Raw genomic sequence first — 14,812 nt, 5'->3', positions numbered from 1 at the left:
TGCCCGGGCAGCCGCGTATCGCACTGTGCACGACGCTCGCTCGTTCGCGGAAGAAAGGCACCACCTGTGGCGCACAACGGCATCGACGTGGCGGGGCTGGCGGCGGCCGTCACCGGTCACGTCGCGGTACCCGGCGACGACGGGTACGACGCGGAGTGCGCGACGTACAACCCGTACACGCCGCTCCGCCCGGCCGTGGTGGTCGGCGCCGTCAGCGGCCGGGACGTGGCCCTCGCGATCCGGTTCGCGGGCGAGCACGGCCTGCCGGTCGGCACGGTCACCACCGGCCATCAGGCCCGCGGTGTGGACGGCGGCGTGCTGATCAACCTGCGCCGGCTGAACCGGGTGAGCGTGGACCTGGAGGCGCGCACCGCGCGGGTCGGCGGCGGCGCGCTCTGGGCCGAGGTGCTGGCCGCGACCACGCCGCACGGGCTGGCCCCGGTGCACGGTTCCGCGCCCGGCGTCGGCGCCACCGGCTACCTGCTCGGCGGCGGCCAGAGCCCCACGCTGGGCCGCCGGCACGGGTACGGCGCGGACACGATCCGCTCGGTCGAGATCGTCACCGCGGACGGCAGCGCCCGGCGGGTCACCGCGGACTCCGACCCGGACCTGTTCTTCGCGGTCCGCGGCGGTAAGGGCAACTTCGGCGTGGTGACCGCGGTGGAGATCGCGCTGTTCCCGGTCGCCCGCTTCTACGGCGGCGCGGTGTTCGCGTCCGGTGCGGACGCGCCCGCGCTGCTGCACGCGTGGCGCACCTGGGCACCCGCGCTGCCCGAGTCCGCGACCACGTCCGTGGCCGTGCAGCGGCTGCCGCCGGACCCCGCGCTGCCCGCACCACTGCGCGGCGCGTTCGTGGTGGCGCTGCGCTTCGCGTACGTCGGCGACCCGGCCGAGGGCGAGGCGCTGTTCGCGCCGATGCGCGCGGTCGTGCCGCTGCTGGTCGACGGCGTGCTGGACCGGCCGTACGCGGAGGTCGGCCTGATCCACGCCGATCCGCCCGGCCCGCTGCCGTACGTGGACCGCACGGCCGGCCTGCGCGAGCTCCCGGCCGAGGCGGTCGACGCGCTGCTCGCGCTGATCGGCCCCGGCACGGACTGCCCGCTGGCCGGCGTGGAACTGCGGGCTCTCGGCGGCGCGCTCGACCGGCAGCCGGAGCCGCCGAACGCGGTCGCCACCCGCGGCATGCCGTTCGTGCTGTTCGGCTTCGGTGTCGGCGGCCCGGACGCACTGCCGGGACTGCGGAGTCACCTGGCCCGGGTGACGGACGCGGTGGCGCCGTGGGCGCACGACCGCAAGATGGTCAACTTCATGTCCGCGTCCGACGAGAACGACGTGCGTGCCGCGTACGGCGACGAGATCTTCGAGCGCCTGGCGAAGATCAAGCAGGTGTACGACCCGGAGAACCTCTTCCGGGCGAACCACAACATTCCGCCGGGCTGAAAAGGGGCCGGACGGGTGAAGCTGCCGGACACAACGTACTACTTTGCCCGTTTTTGCGGATTTGCCGGTGCGGGGCGGGTAGACCGGACGTGATCGTCCGAGTCTCACGTCAGGAGTTGTCATGATCCGCCACCTCGCGGCCGCCGTCCTGGCCGCGGCCGCCACGGTCGCCGTGCTGCCCGGTGCCGCCACCGCCGCGCCCGCCGCCTTCACTCAGCCCGGCGGGCGTCCCGGCGCCGCCCCGGCCGCGGTGCGACCCGCGCCGGCCGCCGCGCCGTTCGCACGCCTCACGCTCAAGGTCACCGGTGACCAGGTCACCGGCCGCGCCGCCGCGCCGCTCACGCTGACCTGCGGCCCGGTCGGCGGCACCCACCCGGCCGCGCCGGAGGTCTGCGCCGCGTTGAAGAAGACCGGCGGGAACGTCTTCGGGCTGCCGCCGCGCGACGGGGTGTTCTGCACGGCCGACTACCGCCCGGTCACCGCGTCCGCGACCGGGCACTGGGGCAAGCGGGCGATCAACGACCGCCGTACCTTCGGCAACGCCTGTCAGCTCGGCATCGAGGCCGGTGCCGTCTTCACACCCGGGCGAAGCTGACCGGCAGCGACTCCGGGCCGAACGTGCCGAGCGCGGGCCGCCAGGGCAGCGGCTCCGCCGGCAGTTCCGGCGGGCCGAACCGCGCGGCCAGCAGCGGCAGCGCCTCGGTCAGCTCGGTGCGGGCCAGCGCGGAGCCGAGGCAGTAGTGCGGGCCCGCACCGAACTGCAGCAGCGGTGCGTCGTAGCGCGCCGCGATGTCGAAGACCCGGCCGCCGGGGTACGCCCGGGGGTCGCGCTGCGCCGTGGCCACGGCCGTCGTGAAGATCATGCCCTCGGGTACGTCCAGCCCGTGGAACGTCAGGTCGGCCGAGGCGCGGCGGATCAGCGCGCCCGCGGACGGCCGCCAGCGCATGCACTCCTCCACGGCCGAGCCGGCCAGCGACGGGTCGGCGCGCAGCCGCATCCACTGGTCCGGGTGCTCGGCGAACGTGACGATCGAGTTGGAGAACTGGTGCCGGGTGTTGTCGTGCGCACCGAACACCAGCGTGACCAGCAGGTTCCGCACCTCGTCCCGGCTGGCGGTGCCGTCCTCGGCCATCGCGGCGAGCAGCACCGAGATCACGTCGCCGCCGCCCGGCCGGGCGGCCTTGCGGTCCATCAGCCCGGCCACGTACGCGTCCAGGCCGGCCACCGCCCGCTCCACCCGCGCGGCCGTGTCACCGCCGTTGGCCAGGCCGAAGACCAGCCCGATGTCGGCCGACCACTGGCTGAACTCGTCGTAGTCCTCCGCGGGCACGCCGAGCAGCTCGCACATGACGGCCAGCGGCAGCCGGTTCGCGAACGCGTCGACGAACTCGACGCTGCCGCGGTCCTCGATCTCGTCGGCCAGCTGCACCGCGCGCGCGTGGATGAACGGCCGCAGCGACTCCACCATGCGCGGCGTGAACGCGCGCGCGACCAGCCCGCGCAGCCGCCGGTGATCGGCGCCGTCGTGATTGACGATCATCGGCACCCACCAGTCGTAGATGGGGCCGGAGGTGACGCCGTTGGCGCGCAGGAAGTCTGCCCCGCCGTGGTCGAAGCGCTTGTCGCGGAGCAGCTCGCTCGCCTCCGCGTAGCGCACCGTGACCGGGCCGATCGGAGTGTCCGCGTACCAGTTGTCGTCCTGGGCCGCGAACGCCTCCGGCGACGTGAAGCTGAACGATGGTGCCAGCACGTCGAGGTAGGACATTCACGCAGTGTGCCGCAGCGAACACCATGAACGGAATGCCGATCCGGAGGTCATCACGGGTCCCGCACCGATCGGGCACCGCCGGGGCCGGCCGGGGCCCGCGCCGACCCCGCCGGCGGGCGCGGGTCGCGCGTGCCGCCGCCCACCTACCGACATGTTCGATTCACTGTGGACGGTATGGTGTTCCCGTCGCGGCCGGTGGACATCCCGGCCGGAACACCGGCGCGGTGGCCGGTCGGGCCGGACGTGGCGGGCGTGCGGATCGACCGGGCCACCGTGTCCGCCCGGAACGGTGCTCCCCGGCCCGGTGCCCAGGTAACCGGTGGGCGGAAATGCCGGGTGAGCTGCCCGCCCGGGCGCGTGGACGAGACCATTTATGATGGCCACTGCTGTCCGCCGACGGGGGAGGGGCGCGCATGGCTGACGGATGGGCGGTCGACCCGGACCAGATCCGGGACCACGCCACCGCCGTCGACGGCCTGGCCGGACGGATCGACACGGTGCAGGGCGCGAGCGCGCACATCGCGCGGAACGACGAGGCGTACGGGTTGCTCTGCGGCTGGATCGGGGCGGTTCTGGAGGGCCGGCACCAGCGGCAGGACGAGCTGACCGGGCGGCTGCAGAGCAACCTGCGCACCGCGGCCGAGCTGCTCCGCCGGTCCGCGGACGGCTACGACGCCGCCGACGCGGACTCGGCCGCCGGCCTCAGATCCATCGGAAGCCGCCTCGATCCATGAGCGAGCCCGCGGGTGAGGCGTCGCGACCGCGGCGCGGCGGTACACCGGCATGAGCGACAACCCGCTGGTCGCCGACGTCACGTACGGCGAGGACAGCCCGTGGACCGGCGCGGGGCTGCTCGACGGGATCGAGGACGTCTACGTCGCGGTCACCGAGGGGACCTGGGTGGACACCACGCTCGCCGGGGTGGGTCTCGGGCTCGAGGTGGCCTCGGCCGCGCTGGACCCGTTCAGCGCATTGCTGGCCAACGGGCTCGGGTGGGCGATGGAGTACTTCGAGCCGCTCCGCGAGATGCTCGACGCGCTCACCGGGATCCCCGCGATCACCCAGGCGCACGCGGAGACGTGGCGCAACATGGCCGGCTACCTGGAACAGCTCGGCACCGACCTGCAGTCGCACCTGGCCGGGGACGTGCCGGACTGGCAGGGGCACGCGGCGGTGGCCTACCGGTCGCTGATGGTCAACAACGTGGACGCGGCGATGGGACTCGGCGGCGTCGCGCTGCTGATGGCGGCCGCGACCGACGGCGCGACCGAGTTGATCGCGCTGACCCGGGACATCGTCCGCGATCTGATCGCGGACCTGGTCGCGCGCGTGATCGTGTGGGCGGTGGAGGCGATCTTCGTGGTCACGATCCCGGTGGTCGCGGCGCAGATCGCGGCGGCGGTGGTGAAGTGGGCCGGGCGCATCCTGCTGTACACGACGGCACTCGTCACCAGCCTGACCAACCTGTCCAAGCTGGTCGGCTGAGGAGCCCGGATGGCGCGCGGGGGCGGCGGCAGGCCGCCGGGCGGAGGCGGCGGGCCGGGCGGCAACGACGGCTCGGCATCCGGCGGGTCCGGGCGTGACGGCGGGTCCGGGCGTGACGGTGGAGCAGGGACCGGCGGGTCCGGGCGCGACGGCGGGTCGGGCTCCGGCGGGCCGGGCCGCGGCCGCCGACCGGCCGGCAATGCCGGTAGCGCCAGTGAGCGGCACGAACAGCTTGCGCTTTCGCTCGACCTCGGCCAGCCGAACGGCGGAGCCACGCCAGTAGGCGGCGCACGCCCGAATCCCGGCGCGGGCTCGGGTCCCGGCACGGATTCCGGCACCGGCACCAGCTCTGGCACCGGCTCCGGCTCCGGCACCGGCTCTGGCTCTGGCTCTGGCACCGATTCTGGTTCCGGCACTGGCTCCGGTTCCGGCTCGGGATCAGGCACTGGCTCCGGTTCCGGCGGCGGTGGGCGGCCCGATGACCGCGGCGCCGCCGAGGACAACGGAGGCCCTCGCGACGGCGACGGCACCGGCGACGGCGCCGGTGATTCCGGTGCGGCACCGGGCGGTGCCGGCACGCCGGGGCCCTTCGATCCGGTCGACGGCGACTGGGAGCGGTTCGACGCGAGTGACCCCGACGTGTCCCCGGAGGTCCGGGCCGCCGGCGCGACCATGCTGGACCGGCCGGAGGGTGTCAACCGGCCGACCACCGGGCAGCGCGTCGACGACCCGAACGCGGAACCGGTCTACTCCGGCGGCCGTGACCGGGGCCCGGCGAACGACGTCGACCACTCACGCATCCACCGCCCGCCGGACGGCGCGCCGTGGCCGCAGGCGCCCGACGTGCTCTACCAGCACGTGGAGATGAAGATCGCGGCGGACATGCGGGCCGGCGGCGACACCCACGCCGAGGTCGTCCTGGACAACGGCACCTGCGGCACCCGGGCGCGGGACCAGCGCAACGGCGTCGACTGCGACACCCTCCTGCCCGGCGTGCTGCCGGCGGGCAGCACAATGACGGTCTGGACCACCACCGACGGCGGCCAGACGTACTACCGGAAGACCTACCAGGGCGACGGGAGCCTGTTGCGGCCATGACGATGCTGCTCATCGACTACCAGGCCTACGTCGAGCCGATCCCGGACCGGGAGACCGCGGCCGAGGTCTTCGACGACGTCGCGTCCATGATCCGGCAGACCGGCGGCACCGGGCAGGCGATCTGGATCCGCCCGCGCGGCGACGGCGAGGACATCTCGCCCCGCGCGTTCTCCCAGGGGTACGCCGGCAACGGCGACGGCCTGCGGGTCGAGATCGACGTCGAGGCGGGCCGGGCCGCGGTGACCTGGCTGCTGGACGGCACGATCGCGGTGGAGCACCCGCCGGGTGAGCCGCTGACCGTGATGTGGTCGGCCGACGACGCCCCGATCACGCTGTCCGGTTCCCGGGTGCGGGTGAGCGCCGCGACCGCCCGCCGCCTGGTCCTGGAGTACGTCACCACCGGCTCCCGCCCGACGGCCGGCGTGACCTGGGAACCGATCATCTGATCGCCGGGACGCCCGGGGCACCGGCCGTGCCGATGCCCCGCCGTCCGGCCTCAGGAGATCTCGGAGATCTTCCCGACGTGCAGCGTCCCGTCCGTCAGCGGCACGGCGAACGCGTCCAGCACGCTCGCGTCGCCGTCGATCCGGGTCGGTGACGGCCAGGTGCCGCCGCCGCGGGCCTGGTGCCAGAGCCCGAGTCCGGAGCGGACCGTGACCAGTTCCAGCGCCGTGCCGGGCCAGCCGGCCGCGGCGAGCGCGGTGACCTGCCCGGTGCCGGCCCGGGTCGGCACGGCCGCGGACGACTGCCACGCGCCGGCCGCGGTCCGCACCCGGTGGAAGACGCTGCCCCAGTGGGTGACCGTGAACGCGTGCACGGTGCCGTCCGGCAGCGCGGCGGCCGAGACGCCGGCGAGCGTACCGTTCTCGTCGATCTTCGCACTGGAGCGGAAGACACCGGCGGTGCTGCCGGTCCGGTGCCAGACGCCGCTGCCCGGCACGACGGTCAGCACGTGCACCGTGCCGGCCGACGGGCTGACCGTGGCCGCGATCGCGGAGACGGACCCGTTCTGGTCGATCTGGGTGGAGTGCTCGGCCCAGACGCCGCCGGTGCGCTTGCGGTACCAGACGCCGCCGCCCGGGACCAGCGTGAACACGTGCAGGTTGCCGTCGGCATCGGCCGCGATCGCCACCTCGCTGATCTGCGTGTTGTCGTCGATCTTCGCGGCGCTGTTGATCGTGCCGGACGCCTCCCGGCTCTTGTACCAGACGCCGCTGGCGTGCACGAGGCTCACCGCGTGCAGGCGCCCGTCCGGGGTCGCGGCCGCCGCGCTCCGGCGGATGTTCGCGTTGTTGTCGAAGGCCGTGGGTGCCGCCCAGGCGCCGGCCGCGTTCCGGGTCACGTCCCGCACCCGGCCGCGCAGCGCCTCGTCCGCGACGCTGTAGTACGGGCTCATCACGCGCGCCTTGTAGATCGCCGCGCCGCTGCGGGTGCGCCTGCTGTCCGGCCCGAAGAAGTCCACGGTCTCGGTGCACCAGTCGCGGAACGAGTCGTTCGGGTTGTTCAGGTAGCAGGCGCCCTGCGGGTTCTTCCGCACGTCCACCATCGTCTGCACCACCTGCCCGGACGGCTGGCTGCCGACCGCCTTCACGAACGGCCGGTCCCAGGCCGCGCCCGGTGCCGCGAACGTGCCGGTGACCTTGTCGTAGAGGTAGGTGCGCGCGTTCGTGGTCACCCACAGCTTGGCCGGGTCGGACTCGTGGGCCGACACGTCGTGCGCCCACTGGCTGTCCAGCACCACCCGGCGGTCCTCGCGCAGCACCGGCGCGGAGGCCGGGCCACCGACCTCGAGCGAGATCAGCGCGCCTCGCGGGCCGGCCGCGGTGTCGACGTCACCGGCCACCCAGAGCCGGTCGAACTGCGGGTCCCAGAGCGTGGCGTGCGCACCCGCCAGCACGTACTCGCCGTACGCGGTGGCGGACGGGCCCTGCGACGCCGCGTACACCCGCACGTAGCCGCTGCCCCCGGTGGCGGCCACCGCGACGTTGCCGTCCGGCAGCAGCTCGATCGAGTGCCGGTTGTCGGCGGCCGGGGCCTTGTGCGCCCAGATCCGCTTCTTGTCGTCGGCGCCGCCGTAGCCGATCACGGTCGCCAGCCCCGCGCCGTCCACCACCACGACGCGCTGCGCACCCGTCGCCGTACGCCGCAGCCGGAAGTCGTTGCCGCCCCGGAAGCCGGCGAGTTCGGCCGCGGAGAAGCCCCGCGCGGCCGTCGGCGCCCACTCCCACTTCACCGCGGCGGCACTGTTCCAGTTCGGCACCGCGGGGTCCATCTCCAGGATCGTGTGGTTCCGCAGGTCGCCGATCAGGATCGAATAGTCGTCCGCGGCGGCCCGCGCCGGTGCTCCCGGCGCCAGCAGCGCCGCGCACACCGCGGCCGCGACCGCGCCCCCGATTCCCCGTGCGTTCATCGACACTCCATTCAGGATCGATCGTCCGGGCCCGGATGGTAGTGGAGGCTTTCACGTTCCGGCACCGTTGAGCAGGCCGGCCAGGGCGTGCGGCGCGCCGGCGCCGAAGATGAACTCGATGGTCTCGTGGGCCGCGACGGCCTCGGCCCCGGCCCGGTCGAACATCACCCGCTCGTACTCCGCGAGCGCGTCCTCCGGCGCGCCGGGGTGCCGGGCGATCGCCTGGCCGAGTTCGGCGCCGTCGAGCATCGCGACGTTCGCGCCCTCGCCGCCGGGAACGGTCACGTGCGCCGCGTCGCCGAGGAGCGTGACGCCGGGCACCCGGTCCCACCGGTGACGGTCGGGCAGCCGGTGGACGGCGCGCAGGACCGGCGCGGTGTCGGCGTCGGCGATGAGCGAGACGAGGGCGGGTGCCCATCCGTCGAACTCGGCGGCGACGCGCTTCCGGGCGGTGCCGGCGTCGGTGAAGTCGATGTCCTCGAACCACGCGGCGGGCCGGTGCAGCACCACGTACACGTGCACGGTGTCGCCCCTCTCGCGGTGCGCGAGGAAGCCTTCGCCGGGAGCGAGGGCGTACGTCGCGCCGTCGCCGACCGCCGCCGCGACCGCGGGGTGGCGCTCGCTGACGTCGTGCAGGAACGTGTCCACGTAGCTCAGTCCCGCGTACGCCGGAACGTGCGTGGAGAGCAGTGCCCGCACCGTCGACCAGGTGCCGTCGGCGCCCACCAGCAGGTCGGAGACGGCGGTGGAGCCGTCCGTGAACGTGAGTTCGTGGCGGCCGCCACCGGCCGGTGTCACCGTGCGGAGGCGCCGTCCCCACCGCACGGTGCCGCTCGGCAGCGACTCCAGCAGGATGCGGCGGATGTCGCCGCGCAGCGCCTCCGGCCGCGCCATCGAGCCGTCGTCGGGGACGTCGGCGAGCACCGTGCCGTGCCGGTCGAGCACGCGCTGGGCGCCGCCGCCGCGGTGGATGATCGCACGGTACGCCGCGGTGAGCCCGGCGATCTCCAGGGCGCGCTGGCCGTTGTGTTCGTGCAGGTCGAGTTGCCCGCCCTGGGTGCGGGCGCCGGCGGAGGCGTCCGCCTCGTAGACGGTGACGGCGATGCCGTGCGTGTGCAGCACCCGGGCGAGGGTGAGGCCGCCGAGGCCGGCGCCGACGATGGTGACGGGGGTGGTCATGATCGTCCTTCCGTTCCGAAGATTGGACCAGCGGTCCATGGCCACCACTATTGGACCGTCGGTCCAAGTCTGTCAAGATGGGATCATGAGCCCTCGGCGCGGCGACGCGCTCTCCCGGGACCGCATCGTCGACGCCACCGTGCAGCTCCTCGACGCGGAAGGCGAGGCCGGCCTGACGGTCCGCGCGGTGACCGCCCGGCTGGCCACCGGCCGTGGCGCGATCTACCACCACGTGAGCGGCAAGGACGACCTGCTCGCCGCGGCCGCGGACGGGGTCGTCGGCCGGGCGCTCACCGGCCTGGCCGACGACGACGACGCGGAGCGGGCGGTCCGCGCCGTGGCGCTGGCGATCTTCGAGGCGATCGACGCGCACCCGTGGCTGGGCGCGCAGCTGGCCCGCGACCCGGCACAACCGGCCGTCCTGCGGATCTGGAAGACGGTCGGCGGGCCGCTGCGCCGGCTCGGCCTCACCGGAACCGCGCTGCCGAACACCGGATCGGCGCTGGTCAACTACGTGCTCGGCGCGGCCGCCCAGCACGCCGCGGGTGCCCGGCGCGCCCCGGACGAGGCCGCCCGCCGCGCCTACCTCGAGGACCTGGCCACGCGCTGGGCGCAGCACGACGACGACCCGATCGTGCGGGAGACGGCGGCCGTGCTGCGCGACCACGACGACCGGCAACAGTTCCTCGCCGGGGTGGACATCTTCCTGGCCGGGGCGCGAGCCCTGACCCGGCCCGACCGGTCCTGACCCGGCCCGACCGGTCCTGACCCGGCCCGACCGGTCCTGACCCGGCCCGACCGGTCCTGACCCGGCCCGATCGGTCCTGACCCGGCCCGGGGCGCCGTGACGTGCTCGGACCGCGCCGGGAAGCATCGCCCGGGCCGCGGCCGGTCGTCCGCTCGCCGGAGGCCGGTGGGGTCAGCAGCCGACGAACCGGCGGTCGGCGGACCAGCCGGTGTTCGCCCAGGTCTCCGGCGCGGCCGGGGTGAATCCCGGCAGGATCCCGGCCAGCTCGGTGAGCAGCCAGGCGGTGAACCGGGCCGCGCCCTGCGGGCAGGTGTGCACGCCGTCGCTGCTGCGGTCCCGCTGCTGGAACGTCTTGCCCCAGACCGCGGCCGCGTCGAGCAGCCGGGCGCGGCCGGCGGACGCCCGCACGGCCGCGTGGGCGGCGTCGCGCGCGTGCGCCAGCTCGGCCATGTGCGGGGCGTAGAAGTCGTCCGGCCGGATCGGCGGCATCGTGACGACGACCAGGGTGGCTCCGGCCTCCGCGACCGTGCTCGCCAGGCGGGTGTAGGCGGCCTCCTGGTCGCGCACCGTTCCCCAGTCGTAGGTGGTTATCTGGTAGACGACCACCGCGGGGTCCTCGGTGTCCAGCGCGGCGGACAGGGTCTGCCAGGTCGCTGCCGCGTTCGGCCCGACGACGTTGCCGCCGCCCTCCGCGGCGATCGACCGGAACCGCACGCCGGCGGCGGCGAAGGCCTCCGACATCGGTACGGACTGGCCGGCCGCGATCGAGTCGCCGGCGAACAGCACGGTGGCGCCGCCGGGCGGGGCCGGCGCGGGGCCGGCCGAGGGCGCTGCCGTGGTGCAGGCGGAGGTCAGGGCGAGCGTGCCGAGGAGTCCGGTGGCCAGGGTGCGGAAGATCTGCATGCCGTCGACGGTGCCGCCGCGATGTCCCGGTCACCGCGACGCCGTGTCGCAGCTGTGTCGCAGCGGCCGCGTACCGCTGGCGTCCCGGACCGGGCCCGGGATACTCGACCGGTGGTGGCGATACTGCTGATCGAGGACGACCCACTGGTCAGGCGTGGTCTTGAGCTGGCGCTGACCCGGCACGGGTACGACATGCGCACGGCCGGGACCGGGACGGCCGGGCTGCGTGCGCTGACCGCGGCCCCACCGGACCTGGTGCTGCTCGATCTGATGCTGCCGGACCTGGACGGGTTCGAGGTCTGCCGCCGGATCCGCGCGCACGGCGACCTGCCGGTGATCATGCTGACCGCGCGGGCCGACGACGTGGACGTGGTCGGCGGTCTGGAGGCGGGCGCGGACGACTACGTGGTGAAGCCGGCCCGGCCCGCCGTGCTCGACGCCCGCATCCGCGCGGTCCTGCGCCGCAGCGTCGGCGACCCGGACGGCATCCGTACCCACGGTGATCTGCGGATCGACACGGTGGCGCTGACCGTGTCGATCCGCGGTGAGCCGGTCTCGCTGACCCCCACCGAGATGCGGGTGCTGCTCACCCTCTCGCGCAGCCCCGGCCGGGTCTTCAGCCGGCAGCAGCTTCTCGAGGAGGTGTGGGAGCACGGCTACCTGGGCGACTCGCGGCTGGTCGACAACTGCGTACAACGACTCCGCGCCAAGATCGAGACTGATCCGGCCTCGCCCGAGTACGTACGGACCGCCCGCGGCTTCGGCTACCGGTTCGGGCGATGACCGGGCTGCGCGGCCGGTTCCTGGCCGCGTTCGTCAGCGTGACCGTGCTCGGCGCGGTGGCCGCCACCTGGGCGAGCGTCACCTCGGCGAGCGCCGCCCTGGTCACCGCCGCCCAGGAGCAGTTCACCGTCGCGGTCGCGGGCCAGATCGCCGCGGTCGCGCCGGAGCTGCTCCATCCACCCGACCAGGCGAGCCTCGACCGGCTGCGCGCCGCCGTCGGCGCGGACACGCTCGTCACCTACCACGCCCTGCGTTCCGCGGCCGGCACGATCACGGAGCTGGACCTCGGCGCGGTCCGGGCCGCGGTGCGCGCCGAGCGCCGGCTCGTCGCGCAGCGCACCGTCACGGCCGGCCGGCCCGAGCTGCTGATCGGCACACCGGTGCTGGTCACCGCCGTGGACGGCACCCGGACCCCGTCCGGCATCGAGGTCTACACCGTTCGCGATCTGGGCCCGGTCGACCGGCGCATCGACGGGCTCGTCCGGTCCGCCGGGCGGACCGCCGCGCTGGCGCTGCCGCTGTCGGTGCTGCTGGCACTGGCCGCCGCGGGCAGCGTGCTGCGCCCGGTCCGGCGCCTGCGGGACACCGCCCGGCGCCTGGCCGCAGGCGACCTCGGCGCGCGTGCCACGCCGCGCGGCCGCGACGAGCTCACCGACCTGACGGTGACCGTCAACGAGATGGCCGCGTCGTTGCAGGCCTCGATGGAGCGGACGCACCGCATGCGCGCGGAGGCGAGACGGTTCGCCGCGGACGTGTCGCACGAGTTGCGTACGCCGCTGGCCACGCTCACCGCGGTGGTGGACGTGCTGGAGGCCACGACCCGTGACCTGGAACCGGACGCGCGCGAGTCGGCCCAGATGGCGATCACCGAGGTGGGCCGGCTCACCCGCCTGGTCGAGGATCTGGTGGAGGTGTCCCGCTTCGACGCCGGCACCGCCCGGCTGCGCCTCGAGGACGCGGATCTCGGCGAGACGGTACGGGACTGCCTGCGCGCCCGTGGCTGGACCGCCGCGGTGGACCTGTCCGCACCGGACCGCGTCCGGGCCCGGCTGGATCACCGCCGGGTCGACGTGATCGTGGCGAACCTGGTCGGCAACGCGCTCCGGCACGGCCGGCCGCCGGTCCGGATCCGGGTCACCGCCGACGCCGGGCACGCGCTGCTGTCGGTCGCCGACGCCGGGCCGGGACTGCCGGCGGACGTGCTCCCGCACCTGTTCGAGCGCTTCTGGAAACGCGATCCGGCCCGGACCCGTACCCCCGGCAGCGGTCTCGGTCTGGCCTTGGCGCGGGAGAACGCGCGCCTGCACGGCGGTGACCTCACCGCCGCCGACACCGGCGCCGGCGCGCTGTTCACGCTCCGGCTGCCCCTGCACCCCACGGAGGATCGATGAGACGCCACCGGCCGTTGCCGGCCGTGCTGTCGGCCGCGCTGCTGCTGGCCGGGTGCGGGGTGCCCGCGTCGGACCCGGTCGCGGCGGGCGACGCGCCGACCGGGGTGGCGCCGGGCGTGACGCTGTACTTCGTCGACGACGCCGGGCGGCTCGTCCCGCAGCTGCGCGAGACCGGCCGGCTGGGCACCGTCCCGGAGGCGCTGGCGTTGCTGCTGGCCGGCCCGCCGCGGGACGGCGACGTGCACACCGAGATCACGTCCGCCGGCGGGGTGACGCGCGTGGTGGTCACCACCTCGCCGGGACTGATGCACCTGGCCGTGCCGCTCGCCGGCTACGAGGTGACCTCGCGCGGCATCGACCAGATCGTGTGCACCGCGGTCGGCGTCGCGGTGCAGCGCGGCGAGCCCCGCGACATCCGGGTCCGGGTGTCGTTGACCATCCCGTCGCCGGAGTCGGGCACCGTGCGCGACTGCCCGGTCATCGGGGCAGGTCGGTGACGTCGACCCGGGCCGGCGCGGGTTCCGGCACCAGCCACCACAGCGCGGCCGGCACCAGCATGGCGGCGGCGAGGACGGCCGCTCCGGTGCGTCCCCGCGCCCACCGGGCACGGAACCGGACCGGTTCCTCGACCAGGTGTTTCGACAGCATGGCCGCGCCGACCGAGACGGACGTGACGACCGCGGTCCAGGCCCAGCCGTCCAGGCCGGCCCGGTCCGGTGGCAGCAGCACGATGACCGGCCAGTGCCACAGGTAGAGGCCGTACGAGATGCCGCCGGCCCAGCGCAGCGGCCGCCAGGACAGCGCCCGGGCGACCGGTGTGCGTTCGTCGTGCACGCACAGCGCGATCAACGCGGACGCGGCCAGCGAGTAGAGGAACAGCCCGGCCGGGTCGCCGGCGTCGTCGGTCAGCAGCCAGGCCGCCCCGATCCCGGCCGCGAGCAGGGCGGACGGCACGGCCGCCGGGGTTCTCGCCGGCACCGGCACCGCGGCGGCCAGCGCGCCCAGCAGCAGGGCGAACGCGCGGGTGTCGGTGCCGGTGTAGACGCGACTCGGATCGGCCGGATCGACCAGCGCGACCGCCACGAGCAACGAGACGACCGCACCCGTCGCCGCCACCCACCCGGTCCGGCGGCGGCCCGCGATCAGCACCGCCACCGGCCACCCCAGATAGAACTGTTCCTCCACCGCGATGCTCCACAGATGCGCGAAGACCCGGGGTTCGCCGAACCGGTCCCAGTAGCCGGCCGACTCCGCGAGCAGGTGCCAGTTGACCAGGCTCGCCTGCGCCCACGGTCCGTCCGTCAGCGTCGTGCGCCGCAACCGTTCCGACCCGAACGCCCACACCAGCAGGACGGTCACGGTCAGCAGCACCAGCAGCGCCGGGAACAGCCGCCGGATCCGCCGCTCCCAGAACTCGGTCAGGGTGAGGTCCGGGGTGCGCAGCAGCTGCGCGGTGATCAGGTAACCGGACAGCGCGAAGAACAGGTCCACGCCGAGGAACCCGCCCGGCAGGTGACCGGTGTGGAACAGCAGCACGCCGGCGACGGCCAGCCCGCGCAGCCCGTCCAGTGAGGTGACGACTCGCATGCCCGCGACGCTGCCCGCG

15 protein-coding genes are annotated in these 14,812 nt (G+C 74.7%); 10 read left to right on the top strand and 5 right to left on the bottom strand.

What is annotated here, in order from left to right:
- Positions 1–66: 66 nt before the first annotated feature.
- Both J2S44_RS06890 and J2S44_RS06885 read left to right on the top strand, forming a co-directional pair.
- The gene (locus J2S44_RS06890) at positions 67–1,440 is read left to right on the top strand and encodes an FAD-binding oxidoreductase (RefSeq protein ID WP_310409936.1); all 1,374 of its coding nucleotides are present in this window, start codon (positions 67–69) and stop codon (positions 1,438–1,440) included.
- 121 nt (positions 1,441–1,561) lie between these two features.
- Positions 1,562–2,035, top strand: a complete 474-nt coding sequence (locus J2S44_RS06885; RefSeq protein WP_310409934.1) for an SSI family serine proteinase inhibitor — start codon at positions 1,562–1,564, stop codon at positions 2,033–2,035.
- On the opposite strand, the gene J2S44_RS06880 is transcribed toward J2S44_RS06885, so the two are convergent.
- Entirely contained in the window at positions 2,016–3,206 is a 1,191-nt protein-coding gene (locus J2S44_RS06880) for a cytochrome P450 (protein ID WP_310409932.1), read from the bottom strand. The genes J2S44_RS06885 and J2S44_RS06880 overlap by 20 nt on opposite strands.
- 416 nt (positions 3,207–3,622) lie before the next feature.
- On the opposite strand from J2S44_RS06880, the gene J2S44_RS06875 reads away from it, so the two are divergent.
- The 4 genes from J2S44_RS06875 (at position 3,623) to J2S44_RS06860 (ending at position 6,238) form a co-directional block, all read left to right on the top strand.
- Positions 3,623–3,943: a type VII secretion target gene (locus J2S44_RS06875; RefSeq protein ID WP_310409930.1), complete on the top strand. Its 321-nt coding sequence runs from the start codon at positions 3,623–3,625 to the stop codon at positions 3,941–3,943.
- Positions 3,944–3,992: 49 nt separating this feature from the next.
- A complete protein-coding gene (locus J2S44_RS06870; RefSeq protein ID WP_310409928.1) occupies positions 3,993–4,694 on the top strand; it encodes a WXG100 family type VII secretion target in 702 nt (233 codons plus the stop codon).
- A gap of 639 nt (positions 4,695–5,333) precedes the next feature.
- Positions 5,334–5,792, top strand: coding sequence for a DddA-like double-stranded DNA deaminase toxin (locus J2S44_RS06865; protein WP_310409926.1), 459 nt, complete (start codon positions 5,334–5,336; stop codon positions 5,790–5,792).
- Positions 5,789–6,238, top strand: a complete 450-nt coding sequence (locus J2S44_RS06860; RefSeq protein WP_310409924.1) for an Imm1 family immunity protein — start codon at positions 5,789–5,791, stop codon at positions 6,236–6,238. The genes J2S44_RS06865 and J2S44_RS06860 overlap by 4 nt, the downstream gene beginning before the upstream one ends.
- Before the next feature lie 50 nt (positions 6,239–6,288).
- Here the strand turns inward: J2S44_RS06860 and J2S44_RS06855 are convergent, their stop codons facing one another.
- Positions 6,289–8,202 carry a DUF6528 family protein gene (locus J2S44_RS06855; RefSeq protein ID WP_310409922.1) on the bottom strand — a complete coding sequence of 638 codons (1,914 nt, stop codon included), beginning with the start codon at positions 8,200–8,202 and terminating at the stop codon, positions 6,289–6,291.
- Between the two features lie 51 nt (positions 8,203–8,253).
- Positions 8,254–9,381 (bottom strand): FAD-dependent oxidoreductase, encoded by a 1,128-nt coding sequence (locus J2S44_RS06850; RefSeq protein WP_310409920.1) that lies wholly within the window; start codon positions 9,379–9,381, stop codon positions 8,254–8,256.
- A gap of 85 nt (positions 9,382–9,466) precedes the next feature.
- Between J2S44_RS06850 and J2S44_RS06845 the strand changes: the two genes are divergently transcribed.
- Positions 9,467–10,129 carry a TetR/AcrR family transcriptional regulator gene (locus tag J2S44_RS06845; protein ID WP_310409917.1) on the top strand — a complete coding sequence of 221 codons (663 nt, stop codon included), beginning with the start codon at positions 9,467–9,469 and terminating at the stop codon, positions 10,127–10,129.
- Between the two features lie 171 nt (positions 10,130–10,300).
- Here J2S44_RS06845 and J2S44_RS06840 read toward each other — a convergent pair whose 3' ends face one another.
- A complete protein-coding gene (locus J2S44_RS06840; RefSeq protein ID WP_310409915.1) occupies positions 10,301–11,032 on the bottom strand; it encodes an SGNH/GDSL hydrolase family protein in 732 nt (243 codons plus the stop codon).
- A gap of 111 nt (positions 11,033–11,143) precedes the next feature.
- On the opposite strand from J2S44_RS06840, the gene J2S44_RS06835 reads away from it, so the two are divergent.
- The 3 genes from J2S44_RS06835 to J2S44_RS06825 are packed head-to-tail and all read left to right on the top strand — an operon-like array spanning position 11,144 to position 13,703.
- Entirely contained in the window at positions 11,144–11,815 is a 672-nt protein-coding gene (locus tag J2S44_RS06835) for a response regulator (RefSeq protein WP_310409913.1), read from the top strand.
- On the top strand, positions 11,812–13,206 hold the full coding sequence (locus J2S44_RS06830; RefSeq protein ID WP_310409912.1) for an ATP-binding protein: 1,395 nt from the start codon (positions 11,812–11,814) through the stop codon (positions 13,204–13,206). Before J2S44_RS06835 ends, J2S44_RS06830 begins: the two co-directional genes overlap by 4 nt.
- Positions 13,203–13,703 (top strand): hypothetical protein, encoded by a 501-nt coding sequence (locus tag J2S44_RS06825; RefSeq protein ID WP_310409910.1) that lies wholly within the window; start codon positions 13,203–13,205, stop codon positions 13,701–13,703. Before J2S44_RS06830 ends, J2S44_RS06825 begins: the two co-directional genes overlap by 4 nt.
- Here the strand turns inward: J2S44_RS06825 and J2S44_RS06820 are convergent.
- The gene (locus J2S44_RS06820; RefSeq protein ID WP_310409907.1) at positions 13,684–14,793 is read right to left on the bottom strand and encodes an acyltransferase family protein; all 1,110 of its coding nucleotides are present in this window, start codon (positions 14,791–14,793) and stop codon (positions 13,684–13,686) included. The genes J2S44_RS06825 and J2S44_RS06820 overlap by 20 nt on opposite strands.
- Positions 14,794–14,812: the final 19 nt, after the last annotated feature.

This window comes from Catenuloplanes niger (assembly GCF_031458255.1).
In the GTDB taxonomy this organism is placed as follows: domain Bacteria; phylum Actinomycetota; class Actinomycetes; order Mycobacteriales; family Micromonosporaceae; genus Catenuloplanes; species Catenuloplanes niger.
Note: the sequence above shows the minus strand (reverse complement) of the source record. Positions and strands in the feature narration are given on the sequence as shown.